Source organism: Inquilinus sp. NPDC058860 (assembly GCF_042743185.1).
Taxonomy (GTDB): Bacteria; Pseudomonadota; Alphaproteobacteria; order DSM-16000; family Inquilinaceae; genus Inquilinus.
Genome location: NZ_JBHYMS010000037.1, coordinates 13,947 through 32,759, shown reverse-complemented (window position 1 = coordinate 32,759; position 18,813 = coordinate 13,947). Strand labels below are relative to the sequence as shown.

The window sequence follows — 18,813 nt, the reverse complement described above, 5'->3', positions numbered from 1 at the left end:
GGCCATGCACACGATCAGAAGGGGAGAGAGATCATGAGGCTTCAGGTCACCGTATCATTGCTGGCCGCCATCGCCGCGGCGGCGCTGGCTCTCAGCGCCGGCCCGGCCGCGGCGCAGCAGCGCTTCGTCACCATCGGCACCGGCGGGGTCACCGGCGTCTACTATGCCGCCGGCGGGGCGATCTGCCGGCTCCTGAACAAGGACCGCAAGACCCACGGCATCCGCTGCTCGGTCGAATCGACCGGCGGCTCGGCCTTCAACGTCAACACCATCCGGTCGGGCGAGCTCGATTTCGGCATGGCCCAGTCCGACGTCCAGTTCAACGCGCTGAACGGCGCCGGGGCGTTCAAGGATTCGGGAGCGTTCCCGGAGCTGCGCGCGGTGTTCTCGGTCCATCCCGAGCCCTTCACCGTGCTGGTCCGCAAGGAGGCCGGCGTCGCCGCCTTCACCGATCTGAAGGGCAAGCGCTTCAACGTCGGCAATCCCGGCTCCGGCACCCGCGCTTCGCTGGAGGAGCTGCTGGCGGCGCTGGGCTGGACCCTGGCCGATTTCTCGCTGGCCTCCGAACTGAAGGCCGACGAGCACGGGCCGGCCCTTTGCGACGACAAGATCGACGGCTTCTTCTACGGCGTCGGCCATCCTTCGGCGAACATCCAGGATCCGACCACCACCTGCGGCGCCAAGCTGGTGCCGATCACCGGTGCCGCGGTCGACAAGCTGCTGGCCGAGAAGCCCTACTACGCCCGCGCCACCATTCCGGGCGGCCTCTACAACGGCAACCCGGACCCGACCGAGACCTACGGCGTAACGGCGACGCTGGTCACCTCGGCCGGCACCGATGAGGAGGCGGTCTACCAGCTGGTCCGCGCGGTGTTCGAGAATTTCGACGAGTTCAAGGGCCTGCACCCGGCCTTCGCCCATCTCGACCCGAAGCAGATGATCAAGGCCGGCCTCTCCGCCCCGCTGCATCCGGGCGCCGAGCGGTATTACAAGGAGAAGGGCTGGATGTGACGGCCGGCCGGAGTGGTCGGATTGAGGAATGGACCCTCTTTTCCCTGTCAAGCCCGGCAATGACAGATAAAGAGGATCGCCCCCTCACCTGACGGCTCATCGACCTCCAGCACCAACAAACAGGGAGAGGCGGTCATGACCGACACGCCGGGGCTGCAGCCGAGCGCGGAACTGGAGCAGCTGGTCGCCGAAGCCGATACCGGCGGGCGCAAGCCGGCCGGCGCCGCGGCGACGCTGCTGGCCGGCATCGCCATCGCCTGGTCGCTGTTCCAGCTGTGGTACGCCTCGCCCCTGCCCTTCCGGCTCGGCTTCGGCGTGTTCAACGACACCGAGGCGCGGGCGATCCATCTGGGCTTCGCCCTGTTCCTGGCCTTCACCGCCTATCCCGCCTTCGCCCGGTCGCGGCGCGACCGGGTGCCGGCGATCGACTGGATCCTGGCCGTCCTCGGCGCCTTCGCCGGCGCCTATCTGTTCCTGTTCTACCGCGAGCTGGCGCAGCGCCCGGGCCAACCGACGACGCTCGACCTGGTCACCGCAGGCGCCGGCATCCTGCTGCTCTTGGAGGCGACGCGGCGGGCGCTGGGCCTGCCCATGGTCGGCGTCGCCCTGCTGTTCATCCTGTTCACCTTCGCCGGCCCCTGGATGCCCGAGGTGATCCAGCACAAGGGCGCGTCCCTCACCAAGTTCCTGCAGCACCAGTGGCTGACCACCGAGGGCATCTTCGGCATCGCGCTCGGCGTCTCGACCAGCTTCGTCTTCCTGTTCGTCCTGTTCGGCACCCTGCTGGACAAGGCCGGGGCGGGCAACTGGATGATGCAGATCTCGATCGCGCTGCTGGGCCATCTGCGCGGCGGCCCGGCCAAGGTGGCGGTGGTGTCCTCGGCGCTGAACGGCGTGGTCTCCGGCTCCTCCGTCTCCAACGTCGTGTCCGGCGGCATCTTCACCATCCCGCTGATGAAGCGGACCGGACTGTCCGGCGTGAAGGCCGGGGCGATCGAGGCCGCGTCCTCGATCAACGGCCAGATCATGCCGCCGGTGATGGGCGCCGCCGCCTTCCTGATGGTCGAGTATGTCGGCATCCCCTATTCCGAGATCGTCAAGCACGCCCTGCTGCCGGCCGTCGCCTCCTATGTCGCGCTGCTGTACATCGTCCATCTCGAGGCGCTGAAGATCGGCACCAAGCCGATCCCGCGCGAGCGCATGGCACTGCAGGCGCGCCTGCTGCGCACCGGCCTCGGCCTCAGCGGCATCATCGCCGCGATCGGCCTGCTCTATTACGGCATCCTCGGCGCGCAGGCGGCGTTCGGCGCCGCGGCGCCCTGGGTCCTGGCCCTGGCCGGGCTCGCGCTCTACGGCGCCAGCCTGGCCTATGCCGCCCGCTTCCCGGATCTCGCCATCGACGACCCGAACACGCCGCTCTTGCACCTGCCCCGCGCCTGGGACGTGACCCGCACCGGGCTCGACTTCCTGATCCCGCTGGTGGTGCTGCTGTGGTGCCTGATGGTGGAGCAGATGTCGCCCGGCCTGTCGGCCTTCTGGGCGACCATCGCGATCATAGGCATCCTCGCCACCCGCGGACCGCTGCTGGCCCTGTTCCGCCGGCAGGATCTGCCGCAGGCGCTGCGCCGGTCGTTGGCCGAGCTGGTCGACGGGCTCGGTCTCGGCGCCCGCAACATGATCGGCATCGGCATCGCCACCGCCACCGCCGGCATCGTCGTCGGCACCGTCACCCTGACCGGCCTCGGCCTGATGATGACCGAGCTGGTCGAGGCCGTGTCCGGCGGCAACGTCATGATCATGCTGGCAATGATCGCGCTGGTCAGCCTGGTGCTGGGCATGGGCATCCCGACCACTGCCAACTACATCCTGGTGGCGACGCTGATGGCGCCGGTGGCGGTCGAGCTCGGCGCCCAGGCCGGCCTCGCCATCCCGCTGATCGCAGTGCATCTCTTCGTGTTCTATTTCGGCATCATGGCCGACATCACCCCGCCGGTCGGCCTGGCCGCCTTCGCCGCCGCCGCGATCTCGCGCGAGGACCCGATCAAGACCGGGTTCCAGGGCGCCCTCTATTCGCTGCGCACGGCGGTGCTGCCTTTCGTCTTCGTGTTCAACCCCGGCATGCTGCTGATCGGGATCGAGGGCTGGGCCGACCTCGCCGCCATCGTCACCGTCACCTTCGCCGCCGTGCTGCTGTTCTCCGCCGCCACCATGGGCTATTTCGTGACCCGGTCGCGGCTGTGGGAGAGCGCGCTGCTGCTGGTCGCCTGCTTCGCCCTGTTCCGGCCAGACTGGTGGCTCGACCGCTTCTATCCGGCGACGGTGTCGCAACCACCAGCCACCTTCCTGGCCGAGGTCGCGGCGGCGCCCGCCGGCCACCGCCTGACCTTCGTGGTCGAAGGCATCTCGATCGAGGGCGACGACGTCCGGAAAACCATCAGCCTGCCGCTCGGCGAGCCGCAGCCCGACCCGGCGCGGCGCCTGCGCGCGGCGGGGCTTGGCGTCAGCGCGATGGGCGACGGGGTGACGATCACCGATGTCGGCTTCGGCTCCTACGCCCGGCGCACCGGTCTCGAGGCGGGCTACGACATCGCCGCGGTGCTGACACCGGCGGACAGGCCGCCGCATCTCTGGATCTATCTGCCGGCGCTGGCGCTGGCCGGGCTGGTCGCCCTGCTGCAATGGGGCCGAACGGGCCGGCTGGCCTCACGCGGCCGGCCGCCGGCTCAGGACGGGTTGGCGGCAAAGACCTCGGAGCAGTAGATGGTGTTGCCGCCGGCCAGCACGAAGAACACAACGTCGTCGCTGTGGGTCAGCGCCGTGACGGTGCAGGCGATCGGCAGGACCTGGTCGTCGATGGTCTTGGTGTCGTGCCGCTCCCACACCAGCTTGCGGCCGCCTTCCTTGGTGGGGGTGTCATGGTCGGGCGGGCCGAGATCGGCGATCATCTGCGCCGAGGGGTGGTCCTGATAGGGGGCGATCCGCTCCCCGAAGCGTTCCCGGGCCGCTGCGGAGACGCTCTCCGCCGTCTGCGGCTCGGCGCAGGCGGCCAGCAGCAGGAGCGCGGCGACGAGGATCGGCGATTTCGGGAAGGGCAACAGGCTACTCCGGCCAGCGGTCGCAACGAACGTCCAGCGTGTACACGCCGCGGGGGAGGCGGTCCAGCGGAGCCTACAACGGCTGCAGCCCGAACCGGTCCAGCTCGTCCGGCAGGAACGGCGACGCCGACAGCACGTAGACGAGATGGAACGGCTCCGCCCGGCCCGGCCGGAACACCGGCAGCGATGCGGGCGAGAAGCCGGCGGACCGGGCCCGGGCGACGAAATCCCGATCCTCGAAGGCGGACCAGACCATCAAGATCCCGTCGGCCTTGAGCGCCCGACGCAGGGTGCCGAGGCCGCTTGCCCCGTAGAGCGTCGCGTTCCCGGTCGCGGAGAGCGGCTCCGGCCCGTTGTCGACGTCGATCAGGATGATGTCGAAGCCGGAGCCTTCGGCCGCCACGGCGAGGACGTCGCCATGCCGGATCCCGGCGGAACGGGCGCCGAGGGACCGGGGCCTCGTGTAGCGATCGAACCAGCGGATCACCGCCTCGGACAGCTCGGCCACCGTGATGCGGCCGGCCCCGCCGAGATGCCGGACCAGGCTGGCCAGGGTGTAGCCGAGGCCGAGGCCGCCGACGAGCACCTCAGGGTCGGGGCTGCGCGCCAGCCGGGCGGCGAGCTCGCCGAGCCGGTCCTCCGACTCGTGATACGCGCCGTTCATCAGCTCCCAGCCGTCGACCCGGATCATGTAGACGCCGTCGCGCTCGTAGAGGTCGAGCACTCTGTCGCCGAGCGCGGCGCTGTCGACATGAACCCAGGCCATCCCGCAAGCATCCCTCTTCCCGAACGAAAGACGGAGTTGTCGCCGATTTCGGCGGCCGGCGCATCCTTCGGCCGCGGTTCAGGCCCCGCGGCGGAACCAGGCGCCGGAGGCGATCGCTCCGAGCATGGTCAGGCCGTAGGCGGCGAGGCCGAGAGCGAGGCTGGCGAACAGCGCGTCGAGCGACCCGGTCCAGCGCAGCGCCAGCCAGCCGCCGCCGACCGCCAGCGCCACCCGCAGCCCGCCGGCGATCAGCGGCCAGGCCAGCTGCCCCGCTCCCTGCGAGGCGAAGTACAGCGCCAGCCCCAGGCCGAAGAAGCCATAGGCCGGGCCGACGATGCGAAGATAGGCGGTGCCGGTCTCCAGCATCCGCGGATCGGCGCTGAACAGCGCCAGCCAGGCGTGCGGCCAGATCGCGGCGGCCAGGCCGATCGCCTCGGTCAAAGCGAATGCCATGGCTCCGCCAGTCAGGGCGATGCGCAGCGCCCGGTCCGGCTGGCCGGCGCCGATATTGGTGCCGACCAGCGCCACCAGCGGCGCGCCGAGGCCGAAGACCAGCGGGATCAGCAGATATTCCAGCCGGGCGCCGGTGCCGAAGCCGGCGACGGCATCGACCCCCGCCGCGGCGGCCACCAGCGCCGTGACCACGGCGATGACGACGTTGCTCTGCAGCGAGTTGAGGGCGCCGACGGCGCCGATCCGCAGGATGTCGGCGAAGAAGCCCCGGCGCAGCGGCGACCGGCGCAGCCGCGCCAGGTTCCGCCCGGACAGCACGTACCATGCGAGCACGGCGGTGCCGACCAGGTAATAGGCCAGCAGCGCCACGCCGCCGCCGGCGACGCCGAGCGCCGGGACCGGCCCGAAGCCGAAGATCAGCAGCGGCGAGACCGGGACCAGGAACAGCACGCCGCCGCAGGTCACCAGCGCCGGCACCAGCATGTTGCCGGTACCGCGGATCACGCTGGCCAGCCCGTTCATCAGCCACACCAGCACACTGCCGGCGAAGACGACGTCGGAATACAGCAGCGCCGCCTCCAGCGCCCCGCCGCTGCCGCCGAGCAGCCGGTAGACCGGCCGGCCGAAGGCCAGCATGCCGACGGTGCAGAGCAGGCCGAGCGCAAGGTTGATGACGACGGCGTGCAGCACCAGCGCATCGGCGTCGCCGCGCCGGCCGCCGCCGATCGCACGGGCCACGGCGGCGGAGATACCGCCGCCGATGGCGCCGGCCGAGATCATCTGGGCCAGCATCACCGGCGGAAACACCAGCGCCATGCCGGCCAGGGCGTCGGTGCCGAGATGCGACAGCCACCACGTCTCGATCAGCCCGGTCGAAGCCTGGGCCAGCATCACCAGCACGTTCGGCCAGGCCAGGCGCAGGATGGTCGGCACGATCGGGCCGTGCAGCAGCATCCGGGTGCGGGCGCTGAGCGCGGCCGGCGCTGACGCCGGGGCCGCGCCGCTGGGGACGGCCGGGCTGTCGGCCAGGGCGGTGTCAATGCGCATCGGCAGAAGATCCTCTGGGTGGCGCCACCTTGCGCATCAGCGGCACCATCAGGGCCGCGATGGTCAGGCAGACGCAGAGCACGAGAAACGCGTCGGCATAGGTCAGGGTCTGGGCCTCGCGCAGGGTGAGCGACCACAGCTGCCGCAGCGCCGCCTCGTGGCCGCGCTGGGCGTCGCCGCCAAGGGCCATGGTCTGGGCCGCCGTCACCTTCTGCACCAGCTCGACCGCCGCCGGATTGGCCGGGGTCAGGTGCTCGGCCAGCCGCAGGAAATGCAGGTTGGTGCGGTCGTTCAGGATGGTGGCGCAGGCGGCGATGCCGATGGCGCCGCCAAGGTTGCGCATCAGGTTGAACAGGCCGGAGGCGAGCTTGAGCCGGTCTGGCGCCAGCCCGCCGAGCGTCAGGGTCACCGCCGGCGCCACCGCGAATTGCTGCGAGAAGCCGCGGAAGGCCTGGGGCAGCAGGAATTCGCGCCAGCCCCAGTCATGGGTGATCGGGGTGAACAGCCACAGCGAGAGGGCGAAGCAGGACAGGCCGAACATCATCAGCCAGCGCAGGTCGAACCGCCTGGCGAACCAGGCGTAGACCGGGATGGCCATGATCTGGAACACACCGGTCGAGAACACCGTCAGGCCGATGTCGTAGGCGCTGAAGTCGCGCACCCGGCCGAGAAACTGCGGCGTCAGGTAGATGGTCGAGAACAGGCCGATGCCGGTGACGAAGGAGAAGAAGCAGCCGAGCGCGAAGTTGCGGCTCTTCAGCGCCCGCAGATCCACCACCGGCCGCTCATAGGTCAGGCTGCGCCAGACGAAGAGGGCGCCGCTGACCGCCGCGATCCAGGCGGTGGCGCGAATGCCATCGTCGCCGAACCAGTCCCAGCGCGGCCCCTCCTCCAGCGTGTATTCGAGGCAGCCGAGGAACAGCGCCATCAGCACCATGCCGGGATAGTCGGCGCCACGCAGCAGCGACCAGTCCGGCTTGTCGATCTTCACCAGGATCGGCACCACGATGGTGATGAAGGCGCCGGGGACCAGGTTGACGAAGAACAGCCAGTGCCAGGAGTAGTTGTCGGTGATCCAGCCGCCGATGGTGGGGCCGAGGGTCGGGGCCAGCGAGGACAACGCGCCGATCGTCGCCGCCGCGACCACCACCTTCGGGCCCTGGAAGAAGGCGAAGGCGGCGGTGAACACGGTCGGGATCATCGAGCCGCCGAGGAAGCCCTGCAGCGCCCGGAAGGCGATCATGCTGTTGATGTCCCAGGCCCAGCCGCACAACAGGCTGGTCAGGGTGAAGCCGGCGGCCGAGACGCTGAACAGCCAGCGCGTCGACATCACCCGCGACAGCCAGCCGGACAGCGGGATGACGATGATCTCGGCGATCAGGTAGCTGGTCTGCACCCAGGCGGTCTCGTCGACCCCGGCGGACAGGCCGCCGCCGATGTCGCGCAGCGAGGCCGAGACGATCTGGATGTCGAGCAGCGCGATGAAGAAGCCGACGCACATCACGGCGAAGGCGAAGATCTTCTGGCCCTCGGTCAGCCCGGCGATGCCGCCAGGGGTGGCCGGGCTGACCGAGGCGGCGTTCATTTCCCTTCCCGCTGGTCGACATTGGCGGTCACCGACAGCCCGGGCCGCAGCCGGCCCAGCGTCGAGGCGTCGCCATCGAGCAGGATGCGCACCGGCACGCGCTGGACGATCTTGGTGAAGTTGCCGGTCGCGTTCTCCGGCGGCAGCACGCTGAACTGGGCGCCGGTGGCCGGCGCCAGGCTGGCGACGTGGCCGTGGAACACCTCGCCCGGCAGCACGTCGGCCGTCACCGTCGCCGCCTGGCCGGCGCGCATCTGCGCCAGCTGGGTCTCCTTGAAATTGGCGTCGACCCACAGGCCGGTGGCCGGCACGAGCGACAGCAGCTGCGACCCCACCGTGGCGAAGGCGCCCTCCTGGGCGGCACGGTTGCCGATGGTGCCGTCGATCGGCGCCCGGATCTCGGTGTAGCCGAGATTGAGCTGCGCCGTGTCGCGGTCGGCGACGGCCGCGGCCAGCGCCGCCCGCGCCTGCTGCTTCTGGGTGTCGATGACGTCGAGCTGGCGCTGCGCCGCCTGCAGCGTGGCTTCGGCCTTCTGGCCGTCGGCCACCGCCTGCTTGTGGTCGGCATCGGCCTTCTGGAAGGTCTGGACCGAGGCGAAGGACCGGGCCGAGAGCTGCTGGTAGCGCGTCTGGTCGTCGCGGGTGCGCACGATCTCGGCGTCTGAAGCGGCGATGCCAGCCTGGGCCTGGGCGATCACCGCCTGCTGCAGCCGGTACGTGGCGTCGAGATTGGCCAGGGTCGCGTTCTGCTGCGCCACCGCGGCCTCGGCCTTGGCCAGCGCCGCCCGGTAGTCGCGGTCGTCCAGCCGGACCAGCAGATCGCCGGCATGGACCGGCTGGTTGTCGGTCACCGCCAGGGTGGCGACGAAGCCGGCGACCTTGGGTGCGATCACGGTGATGTTGCCGCCGACATAGGCGTCGTCGGTGCTCTCGAAGAAGCGGCCGACCGTCCACCAATCGTGGCCATACCAGCCGCCGCCGAGGAGGATGGCCAGGGCCACGCCGGACAAGGCCAGGCGCTTCCTGGTCAGCCGCGGCTTCCGCACGACGGGCGCCTGGACCGGGGTCGAGGCGTCGCGGTCGAGGACGATGGCGTTCATGGCGTGGCCTCCGGGGCGGCGAAGGTTGCCTGGGCGAGCTTGCGCCGCATGCGCTCGTCGGCAGCCGGGCCGGGGCCGGGCCGGAAGGTATGCGAGGTCATCTCGCGGCCGGTGTTACGGTCGACCAGCACCGGGTCTGCAACGGCGCCGGTCGCGCGGTCGACCAGCTGGACGCTGGCGCCCTCCGGGGCGAAATGGCGATTGCCCCAGGCAACCAGCGACCAGACCACCGGCCGGAAGTCCCGGCCCATCCCGGTCAGCACATACTCGTCGCGTGGCGGCTTCTCGCTGTAGCACCGCCGCTCCAGCAGGCCGGCCTCGACCAGGCTGTTCAGCCGCCGGGTCAGCATGCTGGGCGCGATGCCCAGGCTCTTCTGGAACTCGTCGAAGCGGGTCAGGCCATAATAGGCGTCCCGCAGGATCAGGATGCTCCACCACTCGCCGACCCGCTCGAGGCTGCGGGCGACGGGGCATTGCGTGGTGCCGAAGCTCTTGCGCTGCATGGCGATGCCTTGTCGACATCATTGAATGATATCCGTCATATAGATAGGTCACTATCATTTTGCAAGTGACATGATCGAGCGAACGCCGAAAAGCCCTCGCCGTCCCGGCATCATCCGTTTGCGATGGATTCGAGGGACCCGGGGCCACAAGATCGGCGTGATGGGGACCCACGAGATCTTCCTGCACTTCCTGACCACGGTGAAGAACCCGCTGGTCCTGGCCGCCTGCCTCCTGACCGTGCTGTTCATGCCGAATCGCTGGGCCATCCGGCTGGTCACGATCGCGACGGCGCTGGCGTGGGGGGTCTTCAGCGTGACGGTCGTCCGCCCGTCCGATCATCCGCTGCCGGCTTTGGCCATCAGAGGGGTGGCGGGTGCGCTGGTCGCCGAATTGGCGCTGCTCGTGGTGGTGCCGATGATCGTCCTGGGCCTGGCGGCCGCGCGGTCGCTGCTGGCCTGGCTGCGCCCGCCGCCTTAGAGCGGCATGAATGAGCTCAGGCTCACGCAGCGAGACCGGGTGGGGTGATCCCGGCCTCGACAACCGCCCCTCACCCGGAGGCGCAAGCGCCTCCGACCTCTCCCGCAAGCGGGAGAGGCAAAAAACACCTGGATCTCGTAGGTTGGGTTCGCGGCAGCGAACCCAACAGGATTGGGGGCCGCGGTAGCGGCGGGATGTTGGGTTTGCCAACGCGAACCCAACCTACGCTGTTACCCTGTGTCCGGGGCCTTGGGCCTGCGGCTGCCGGCGGAGCGGGGCTCGGGCGGACCCTCGTCATCCTCACCGTCCTCCGGCGGGATGAAGCCAGATCCTCCATGGCCTCGTCGGCCATCTCCAGCCAGCGCTCCACCTGCGGCGGGAAGCCCCAGCGCCGGCACAGCGCCGCCACCGCGACCTCCGGCCGGCTGGCCTCGATCAGCTCGACCACCTCCGGCCGCTTGACCCGCTCGCAGACCTCGGCGGCGCGGCGGTCGATCTCCGCCTCGTCCTTGGAGACCTCATGGGCCGCCGCCAGCATCGCCAGCTTCACCCGCAGGGCGTGCCGGTCCTCCTGCGCCGACTCGCGCTTCGCCGCGGCCTTGCGCCGCTCCTCGCGGTGGCCGGTGAATTTCTCCTCCAGGAGCAGGGTCAGCCGCAGCGAGCGGGTGACGACGGCGATCCGCTGGCAATAGTCGACGCCGGGCTGCGGCGCCTCGACCGCCTCGGTGCGGGTGGCCTCGACGATCTCCATGTGGACGTCCGCCACCCGGGCGAGCATGCGCAGATGCCGCGCCGCCCGCTCCTCCTGGGGAGCGGCCGGGGCCTCCGACACCTGATCGGTCTGCGCCGCATCCATGGAACATATCGTGAACTAGATCGCAAATTAATCAACTGAATATTGTGTTTAGAACCGGAAGGGGACCCCGCCAGGGCCATCCTATCCGGCCCCGAACTCATCCCGATCGAGCGGGCAGCAGGTCGATGCGCGGCTCTCGCGCGGGCATCGCATCTCTGTTGCGCGGCCCGGCCCTTACCGGCCAGAATGCCGTCGCGCCGCCGAGGACATGCCCGCAACCCGCCCTGTCGGGCGAGAGGTGATCCTTGAGTCGTGACCGCCAGCTGCATCTCGGCGCCTTCATGCGCCCGGCCAGCATCCACACCGGCGCCTGGCGCTATCCCGGCGCCTACCTCGACGCCAACTTCAACTTCGGCCATCTCAAGCGCTTCGCCCAGACGCTGGAGCGCGGCCGCTTCGACGCCTTCTTCATGGCCGACCACCTGGCCGTGCTGAACATGCCGGTGGAGGCGCTGAAGCGCAGCCACACGGTGACCTCGTTCGAGCCCTTCACCCTGCTGTCGGCCCTGGCCGGCGCGACCGAGCGGATCGGCCTCGTCGCCACCGCCTCGACCACCTTCGACGCGCCCTACCACATCGCCCGGCGCTTCGCCTCGCTGGACCACATCAGCGGCGGCCGCGCCGGCTGGAACATCGTCACCACCTCGAACCCGGACGCGGCGCTGAACTTCGGCCTCGAGGAGCATATGGAGCATGGCGAGCGCTACGACCGCGCCCGCGAGTTCTACGACGTGGTCACCGGGCTGTGGGACAGCTGGGCCGACGACGCCTTCATCCGCGACGTCGAGGCCGGAATCTATTTCGATCCCGCGAAGCTGCATGTGCTGGACCACAAGGGGCCGCACCTGTCGGTGCGCGGGCCGCTGAACATCGCCCGGCCGCCGCAGGGTTGGCCGGTGATCGTACAGGCCGGCGCCTCGGACTCCGGCCGGCAGCTGGCGGCGGAGACGGCGGAGATGGTGTTCGCCGCCGGCTCGACCCTCGCCGCCGGCCAACGCTTCTATGCCGACGTCAAGGGCCGGATGGAAGCGATCGGCCGCGACCGCGATCATCTGAAGATCCTGCCCGGCGCCTTCGTCGTGGTCGGCGACACGGTCGAGGAGGCGCGGGCCAAACGGGCGAAGCTAGATAGCCTCGTCCATTATGAGAGCGCCATAGCGTCCCTCTCGATCGCGCTGGGCACCGACGCCTCGGGCTTCGACCCGGACGCGAAGTTGCCGCCGATCTCGGAGACCAATGCCAGCAAGACCGGCCGCGAGCGGGTGCTGGAGCTGGCGGAGCGCGAGGGCCTGACCGTGCGCCAGTTGGCCCAGCGCCTGGGCGGTTATGCCGGCCTCGCCTTCGTCGGCACTCCGGCGACGATCGCCGATGAGATGCAAGCCTGGCTCGACGGCGAGGGCTCGGACGGGTTCAACGTGATGTTCCCCTACCTGCCCGGCGGCCTCGACGACTTCGTCGACCAGGTGGTGCCGGAGCTGCAGCGCCGCGGCCTGTTCCGAAAGGAGTACGAGGGTACGACGCTGCGCGACCATCTGGGTTTGCCGCGGCCGGCGAACAGGTTCTTCTAGGCGCCTCGCGGCCGGGCCTGCGCCCCGGCCGGCCGATCCGCAACATTCGGCGGCGCCATCCAGCTCACAACCGGCAGCGGGCCGTGACGCCGGGTCGGACGGTGTAGGTGTCCGTCGCCGGGTTGTAGCTGCGGTAACGCTGGGCGCAGGCGCGCTGATGCGCCGTCAGGGACTGGTCCGTCTGGCGCGGCCGCTGCGCGCGCCTCTGCTGCAGGCGCTGCTGGTGCCGCCGCAGATTGTCGTAGCGCTGCGAGTCGAGATACGGGCCGAGCCATTGCGCGGCGGCCGGCAACGACGTGACGGCGCCGGCCGGCACCATCAGGGCGACCAGGACGGCGAGGCGGATCGGCAGTCGCGACGTCATGACGCCATGGAACAGTCCGGCGGGTCGCGGAGTCAACCAGCCGCCGCCGAACCGATCGCCCGGTCGCCCTGTTGATCAAGGGTATCCGCGAAGCGAGGTCGCTCGTGAGGCGTTCCGGACTCCTGCTGCGCCGCCTGCGCCGCGGATTGCAAGCGCATCGGCGACATGCGGGACTGCGTCGACGCCTGCCGGCGTTGCGCCCGATCCTGCCACGCCATGACGGCCTGACGGTCGAAACCGGCGCTGGTGCGGACGGCGGGACTCGAACCCGCACTCCCGAAGGACGCAGATTTTAAGTCTGCTGTGTCTACCGGTTCCACCACGTCCGCACGGCGCCTCTATCGCCCGGCCCCGCCCGCCGCGCAAGCCGAATGCGGCTTGCCGGCGGACGGATCGGCCCCCATTGTCCGGACATGAGCGATTTCCAATGGATCCACCTGATCTGGCTGGTCGCCGCCCTGATCCTGGTGGCGCCGGCCGTGCTGCGCCGCGGCTGGGACGGTCGCGGCCTGCTCTACCTCGCCGCCTGGCTCGGCATCGCGCTCCTGATCGGGCTGGCCTACTCGTTCTTCTCGGGATCGAGGCCCGCCGTGCCGCCGAGCGAGACCACCAGGGAGCGCACCGCCTCGGCGGCCGTGGACAGCTTTTCGGCATCGGTGCCGCGCAGCACCAGGCTGGTGCCGAACCTGCCGGCGCGGAAATACGGGTAGCTGCCGATCGAGAGCTCCGGATAGACCGCGGCGACGGCGCCGAGCCCGGCGGCGATCACGCCTTCGCCGAGGTCGCAGGTCACGGTGCGGCTGAGCACCTTGTCGCCGCCGGCGAGCGTCGGGGCGATGCCGTCGAACATCGCCTGCATGATCCGCGGCACCCCGGCCATGACATGGACGTTGCCGATGCGGAAGCCGGGCGCGGCGCTGACCGGGTTGTCGATCAGCACGCCGCCCTCCGGCACGTTGGCCATGCGCAGCCGCGCCTCGTTCAGCTGGCCGGCCTCGTAATGCGCCTCCAGCCGCCGCACCGCTTCGGGGTGGCGCAGCAGGGGCACGCCGAAGGCGCGGGCGACGCATTCGGCGGTGATGTCGTCATGCGTCGGGCCGATGCCGCCGGTGGTGAAGACATGGTCGTAGCGCGCCCTGAGCGCATTGACCGCAGCCACGATCTCCTCCGGGTCGTCCGCCACCACCCGCGCCTCGCGCAGGCTGATGCCGAGATCGGTCAGCCGCTCGGCCAGGAAGCCCATATTGGCGTCCTTGGTGCGGCCGGAAAGGATCTCGTCGCCGATCACCAGAACGGCGGCGGTCACGATGCGCGTATCGGTCATGGTCCTGCCCTGGGCTCGAGTCGGGCGATGCTATCGCCTGGACGGGCCGCGAGACAGGCGGAAATCGCTAGCGATAGCCGGTGGCGTCGGCCGGCTTGCCGGCGTCCTGCACCTCCGGCACGTAGCGCCAGGCGTCGGGCTGCGAGCCGTCGAGGTCGGTGAAGCCGTAGACCCGGGCCAGCTGGCCGCTGGACAGGGACCGGCCGTTCCACCGCGCCCGGTCCGGGTCGGCCGCCAGCGCCGCCACGGCGCGGCCGGTGAAGCGCGGCGTCTCCGAGATGATGAAATGCGGCTGGATCTTCGTCGCGTCGCGCCAGGTCTCCTCGGTGACCTGGTAGGCCTCGAGCATCATCTCCGACCGCATCCAGCCCGGCGTCAGCGACACCGAGGTGGCACCGTGCGGCGCCAGGTCCTTGGCATGGGCCCAGGCCATCCGGTTCACCGACACCTTGGCGAGATCGTAGAAGGGCGACAGCCGGTAGTGGTCGGCGTTGTACTCCGCCGTGCCGTCGGTGACCTCGACCAAGAGGCCGCCGGGATGCCGGATCAGCAGCGGCAAGGCGTAGTGCGCCGTGATCAGATGGGTGTGCACGCCGAGCTGGAGCAGGCGCAGGCCGTTCCGCAGATCGTGCTCCCACACCGGCTTGTTCCACTCGAACAGCGTCTCGCCGCCCCAGAGGTCGTTCACCAGGATGTCGAGCCGCCCCTGCTCGCCCCGGATGCGGGCGACCAGGCGCTCCACCTGTTCCGGCACCAGATGGTCGGCCTGCACGGCGATGCCGCGGCCGCCGGCGGCCGAGACCAGCTCCGCCGTCTCCTCGATCGTCTCCGGCCGCCGGTATTCCGAAGCCTGCCCGCGGATGCTGCGCCCGGTGACGTAGACGGTGGCGCCGGCCGCCCCGAGCTCCACCGCGATCCCCCGCCCGCACCCACGGGTCCCGCCCGCGACCAGGGCGATCCTTCCGTCCAGCGGCAGCGGCATCGTCTCCTCCTTCGGCCAATCATGTTTATAAATGCTCGTTTGGTTATAAAGCAGAGTCAAGCCGGTCACGACACCCCTCGACCGGCCGCCTCCCGGCCATGCGGACGGCAACCTCTCGGCGTCCGGCCGAGTCGCCCCCATATCCCGCCGGGTGGCGACCGCGCGGCGGCGGTGCTATAGGCTAATGGCGATGCGAGACAGGACAGAAAGCGTGACCGAGGTGGAACACCAGACCCGCGAGGAAGGCCACATCCCCCTGCATGGCGAGGCCGAGTTCGCGGCAATGCGGCGTGCCGGCCGGCTGGCGGCCGAGACCCTCGACTTCATCGCCCCCCATGTGCGCCCCGGCGTCACCACCGACGAGCTGGACAAGCTGTGCGACGGCTTCATGCGCGACCATGGCGCGGTGCCGGCAACGCTGGGCTATCGCGGCTATCCGAAGTCGAGCTGCATCTCGCTGAACCATGTCGTCTGCCACGGCATCCCGGGCGACCGGAAGCTGGAGAACGGCGACATCCTGAACATCGACGTCACCCCGATCCTGGACGGCTGGTATGGCGACAGCAGCCGCATGTACGTCGCCGGCGACAAGATCGCGGTCAAGGCCAAGCGGCTGATCGAGGTGACCTATGAGTCGATGATGCGCGGCATCGCCGCGGTCAAGCCCGGCGCCACGCTGGGCGACATCGGCCACGCCATCCAGAGCCATGCCGAGGGCCACCGCTTCTCGGTGGTCCGGGACTTCTGCGGCCACGGCGTCGGCCGCGTCTTCCACGCCCCGCCCAGCATCCTGCATTACGGCCGGCGCGGCGACGGGCTGGCGCTGCGCGAGGGCATGATCTTCACCATCGAACCGATGATCAATGCCGGCCACTGGGCGGTGAAGGTCCTGTCCGACGGCTGGACCGCGGTGACCCGCGACCGCAGCCTGTCGGCCCAGTTCGAGCACACGGTCGGCGTCACCAGGGATGGGGTGGAGATCTTCACCCTGTCCCCCGCCGGCCACACCCAGCCGCCCTATTCCCTTTCGTAGCCGGGGGCGCCGTGACCGAAGCGCCGGAGGCGACGGACCCGGTTCCCACCTACACCGGCCATCGCGACCGGCTGCGGCAGCGCTTCCTGACCGCCGGCGCCGCCGCCCTCGCCGACTACGAGATCCTGGAGCTGCTGCTGTTCGCGGCGATCCCGCGGCGCGACACCAAGCCCCTGGCCAAGCAGCTGATCGCCACCTTCGGCAGCCTGGGCGCGGTGCTGGCGGCGACACCGACCCAGCTGGCCCAGCGCGGCGGCCTGAGCGACATCAGCGTCGCCTTGCTGAAGGTGGTGCAGGCCGCGGCCGAGCGGCTGCTGAAGGAACAGGTGACCGACCGCCCCGTGCTCGGCTCCTGGCAGGCGCTGCTGGACTATCTCGGCGTCGCCATGAAGTTCGGCGGCACCGAGCAGGTACGGGTGCTGTATCTCGACCGCAAGAACGCGCTGCTGGCCGACGACGCCACCGCCCAGGGCACGGTCGACCAGGCGCCGGTCTATCCGCGCGAGGTGGCGCGCCGGGCGCTGGAGCTCGGCGCCAGCGCCTTGATTTTGGTCCACAACCACCCCTCCGGCGACCCGACGCCGTCGCGCGCCGACATCGAGATGACCAAGGCGGTGGCCCGTGCGCTGGAGACGGTCGGCGTGACCCTGCACGACCACGTCATCGTCGGCCGCAAGGGCCACTCCAGCTTCCGGAGCCTGGGGCTGCTCTGACAGCCGCCGAACGTGCTCCGCCCCCCGACTCCTCTCAACCCGCCGGTCTTCAGCCCGGCACCGGCGCATCCTCCCGCACCAGGCCTTCGCGCTTCAGCTCGGCCCAGAACTCGGCCGGGATCGGGGTCGCGATCAGGGCGTGGTTGCGCTCCACCTCCTCCGGCTTGACCGCGCCCGGGATCATCGAGGCGACCACCGGATGGGCCAGCGGGAACTGGATCGCGGCGGCCGGAAGGGGCACGCCGTGGCGCCGGCACACCGCCTCGATCCGCGCCACCCGCTCCAGGATCTCCGGCGGCGCCTCCTTGTAGTTGTAGCGGGCGCCGGGTACGGCGCCGGTGGCGAGGATGCCGGAATTGTACGGCCCGCCCAGCATGATGCCGATGTTGCGGCGCTGGCACAGCGGCAGGAAGTCGTCGAGCGCCGTCTGCTCCAGGAGGGTGTAGCGCCCGGCCAGCAGGAAGCAGTCGAAATCGCCACCCTCGGCGAAGCGCATGCACGCCTCGACCTCGTTGACGCCGACGCCGATCGCCTTGACCACGCCCTCCTCGCGCAGCTTGAACAGCGCCTTATAGGCCCCGGCCAGCGCCTCCTGCAGCCGCTGCTCATAGGCCGCGCGCGAGCCGTGGGTCCAGATGTCGACGTCGTGGATCAGGAGGATGTCGACCGAGGAGATGCCGAGGCGCATCAGGCTCTGCTCGAAGGAGCGCATGGCGCCGTCGTAGCTGTAGTCGAACACCGGGTTGAACTCGAGCCCGCCGGCCCAGGTGCCGCGGTCGACCCCGCCGCGCCCCGGCGGCACGAAGACGCGCCCGACCTTGGTCGACAGCACGTAGCTGTCGCGCGGCCGCGGCCGCAGCACCTGGCCGAAGCGGTGCTCGGACAGGCCGTGGCCGTAGAGCGGCGAGGTGTCGACCAGGGTGACGCCCAGCTCCAGCGCCTTGGCCATGGTCTGGATCGCCTGCGCGTCGGGCAGCTTCTGATAGAGGTCGCCGAGCGGCGCGCCGCCGAAGCCGAGCTGGGTGACGGGAACGCCGCTCTTGCCCAGCGGGCGCGTGGCGATCGGGTCCATGGGCGGGTCCTCTCTCAGCGTCTTGGGCTCAGTCGAGCCGGTAGAAGGCGATGGCGGTGTCGCGATAGAGCTGCCGCAGCTGCGCCTCCGACGAATCCGCGAGGATGGCGTCCAGCGTGTCGACCCAGCGGCGATAGCTGGAGGCCAGCTCGCAGACGGGCCAGTCGCTGCCGAACATGGTGCGGTCGAAGCCGAAGCAGTCAATCGTATGACGTATGTAGGGCTCGATCCGGGCCCGGGTCCAGCCCTCGTGATCGGCTTCGGTGACCACGCCCGACAGCTTGCACCAGACGTTCGGCAGCGCCGCCAGGGCCCGCATCTGGTCGCGCCAGGGCCGGTCGAGCCCGTCCCGGATCCCCGGCTTGCCGATATGGTCGAGGACGAAGCGGATCTCCGGGCAGCGGCGCACCAGCTCGATCGCGGCGTCGAACTGCGGATGGAAAATGCAGAGGTCGAAGGACAGGTCGTATTCGGACAGGAGCCGCACGCCTTCGACGAAGCCGGGCCGGATGCAGAAATCCACCGCCTCGCCCTGGATCAGCCGGCGGATGCCGCGCAGCTTCGGGGCGGCGGCATGCAGCGCGTCGAGCTCGGTCCGCACCGCCTGGCCGTCCTCGACCGCCGCCGCGGCGACGATGGCGCCGAGACGCGGATCGGCGAGCGCATCGACCCAGCGCGCCTCCTCCACCCGCTGCACCGGCGCGACGTCGACCTCGACGAAGACGTAGCGGTCGATCGCCACGCCGTCGCGCTGCCGGTCGTACACGTCCGGCAGGTGGCGCGACTTCAGGCCAGGGACCTGCTCCATCCACGGATAAGACAATATGGCTGGATCATAAATATGGACGTGGCTGTCCACGATC

General features: G+C 70.2%; 18 protein-coding genes and 1 tRNA gene. 6 read left to right on the top strand and 13 right to left on the bottom strand.

Annotated elements, in window-relative coordinates; translation table 11 throughout:
• The first annotated feature begins 33 nt into the window (after positions 1-33).
• Positions 34-1,011 carry a TAXI family TRAP transporter solute-binding subunit gene (locus ACFW16_RS22980; protein WP_380309358.1) on the top strand — a complete coding sequence of 326 codons (978 nt, stop codon included), beginning with the start codon at positions 34-36 and terminating at the stop codon, positions 1,009-1,011.
• A 135-nt stretch (positions 1,012-1,146) separates the two neighbouring features.
• A complete protein-coding gene (locus ACFW16_RS22975) occupies positions 1,147-3,771 on the top strand; it encodes a TRAP transporter permease (protein WP_380309356.1) in 2,625 nt (874 codons plus the stop codon).
• On the opposite strand, the gene ACFW16_RS22970 is transcribed toward ACFW16_RS22975, so the two are convergent.
• The 6 genes from ACFW16_RS22970 to ACFW16_RS22945 form a co-directional block, all read right to left on the bottom strand.
• Positions 3,735-4,106 (bottom strand): hypothetical protein, encoded by a 372-nt coding sequence (locus ACFW16_RS22970; RefSeq protein ID WP_380309354.1) that lies wholly within the window; start codon positions 4,104-4,106, stop codon positions 3,735-3,737. The two genes, ACFW16_RS22975 and ACFW16_RS22970, sit on opposite strands and share 37 nt — an antisense overlap.
• Positions 4,107-4,179: 73 nt before the next feature.
• A complete protein-coding gene (locus tag ACFW16_RS22965) occupies positions 4,180-4,872 on the bottom strand; it encodes a hypothetical protein (RefSeq protein ID WP_380309352.1) in 693 nt (230 codons plus the stop codon).
• A gap of 78 nt (positions 4,873-4,950) precedes the next feature.
• Positions 4,951-6,372 (bottom strand): MATE family efflux transporter, encoded by a 1,422-nt coding sequence (locus tag ACFW16_RS22960; RefSeq protein ID WP_380309350.1) that lies wholly within the window; start codon positions 6,370-6,372, stop codon positions 4,951-4,953.
• Positions 6,362-7,957, bottom strand: a complete 1,596-nt coding sequence (locus tag ACFW16_RS22955) for a DHA2 family efflux MFS transporter permease subunit (protein ID WP_380309348.1) — start codon at positions 7,955-7,957, stop codon at positions 6,362-6,364. Before ACFW16_RS22955 ends, ACFW16_RS22960 begins: the two co-directional genes overlap by 11 nt.
• Positions 7,954-9,057 carry an HlyD family secretion protein gene (locus ACFW16_RS22950; protein WP_380309346.1) on the bottom strand — a complete coding sequence of 368 codons (1,104 nt, stop codon included), beginning with the start codon at positions 9,055-9,057 and terminating at the stop codon, positions 7,954-7,956. The genes ACFW16_RS22955 and ACFW16_RS22950 overlap by 4 nt, the downstream gene beginning before the upstream one ends.
• On the bottom strand, positions 9,054-9,560 hold the full coding sequence (locus ACFW16_RS22945; protein WP_380309344.1) for a winged helix-turn-helix transcriptional regulator: 507 nt from the start codon (positions 9,558-9,560) through the stop codon (positions 9,054-9,056). Before ACFW16_RS22945 ends, ACFW16_RS22950 begins: the two co-directional genes overlap by 4 nt.
• Positions 9,561-9,720: 160 nt before the next feature.
• On the opposite strand from ACFW16_RS22945, the gene ACFW16_RS22940 reads away from it, so the two are divergent.
• Complete coding sequence (locus tag ACFW16_RS22940) at positions 9,721-10,038, top strand: hypothetical protein (protein ID WP_380309342.1); 318 nt, start codon at positions 9,721-9,723, stop codon at positions 10,036-10,038.
• A 70-nt stretch (positions 10,039-10,108) separates the two neighbouring features.
• Here the strand turns inward: ACFW16_RS22940 and ACFW16_RS22935 are convergent, their stop codons facing one another.
• On the bottom strand, positions 10,109-10,894 hold the full coding sequence (locus ACFW16_RS22935; RefSeq protein WP_380309340.1) for a hypothetical protein: 786 nt from the start codon (positions 10,892-10,894) through the stop codon (positions 10,109-10,111).
• A 245-nt stretch (positions 10,895-11,139) separates the two neighbouring features.
• Here ACFW16_RS22935 and ACFW16_RS22930 point away from each other — a divergent pair, with 245 nt between their 5' ends.
• Positions 11,140-12,462 (top strand): LLM class flavin-dependent oxidoreductase, encoded by a 1,323-nt coding sequence (locus tag ACFW16_RS22930; RefSeq protein ID WP_380309338.1) that lies wholly within the window; start codon positions 11,140-11,142, stop codon positions 12,460-12,462.
• A 64-nt stretch (positions 12,463-12,526) separates the two neighbouring features.
• Here ACFW16_RS22930 and ACFW16_RS22925 read toward each other — a convergent pair whose 3' ends face one another.
• From ACFW16_RS22925 to ACFW16_RS22910, 4 genes are all read right to left on the bottom strand, one after another.
• Entirely contained in the window at positions 12,527-12,826 is a 300-nt protein-coding gene (locus ACFW16_RS22925) for a BA14K family protein (RefSeq protein WP_380309336.1), read from the bottom strand.
• Between the two features lie 244 nt (positions 12,827-13,070).
• Positions 13,071-13,155: transfer RNA gene (locus ACFW16_RS22920), tRNA-Leu, on the bottom strand.
• 230 nt (positions 13,156-13,385) lie between these two features.
• Complete coding sequence (locus tag ACFW16_RS22915) at positions 13,386-14,150, bottom strand: competence/damage-inducible protein A (RefSeq protein ID WP_380309334.1); 765 nt, start codon at positions 14,148-14,150, stop codon at positions 13,386-13,388.
• A 67-nt stretch (positions 14,151-14,217) separates the two neighbouring features.
• Positions 14,218-15,132, bottom strand: a complete 915-nt coding sequence (locus ACFW16_RS22910) for an SDR family oxidoreductase (RefSeq protein WP_380309332.1) — start codon at positions 15,130-15,132, stop codon at positions 14,218-14,220.
• A 220-nt stretch (positions 15,133-15,352) separates the two neighbouring features.
• Here ACFW16_RS22910 and map point away from each other — a divergent pair, with 220 nt between their 5' ends.
• Together map and radC are read left to right on the top strand one after the other, a co-directional pair.
• Positions 15,353-16,165, top strand: a complete 813-nt coding sequence (map, locus tag ACFW16_RS22905) for a type I methionyl aminopeptidase (protein WP_380309447.1) — start codon at positions 15,353-15,355, stop codon at positions 16,163-16,165.
• Between the two features lie 11 nt (positions 16,166-16,176).
• The gene (radC, locus tag ACFW16_RS22900) at positions 16,177-16,878 is read left to right on the top strand and encodes a DNA repair protein RadC (RefSeq protein WP_380309330.1); all 702 of its coding nucleotides are present in this window, start codon (positions 16,177-16,179) and stop codon (positions 16,876-16,878) included.
• Positions 16,879-16,927: 49 nt separating this feature from the next.
• Here the strand turns inward: radC and ACFW16_RS22895 are convergent, their stop codons facing one another.
• Together ACFW16_RS22895 and ACFW16_RS22890 are read right to left on the bottom strand one after the other, a co-directional pair.
• Positions 16,928-17,950: an aldo/keto reductase gene (locus ACFW16_RS22895; protein WP_380309328.1), complete on the bottom strand. Its 1,023-nt coding sequence runs from the start codon at positions 17,948-17,950 to the stop codon at positions 16,928-16,930.
• Between the two features lie 28 nt (positions 17,951-17,978).
• Positions 17,979-18,809, bottom strand: coding sequence for an amidohydrolase family protein (locus ACFW16_RS22890; RefSeq protein ID WP_380309445.1), 831 nt, complete (start codon positions 18,807-18,809; stop codon positions 17,979-17,981).
• Positions 18,810-18,813 lie beyond the last annotated feature (4 nt).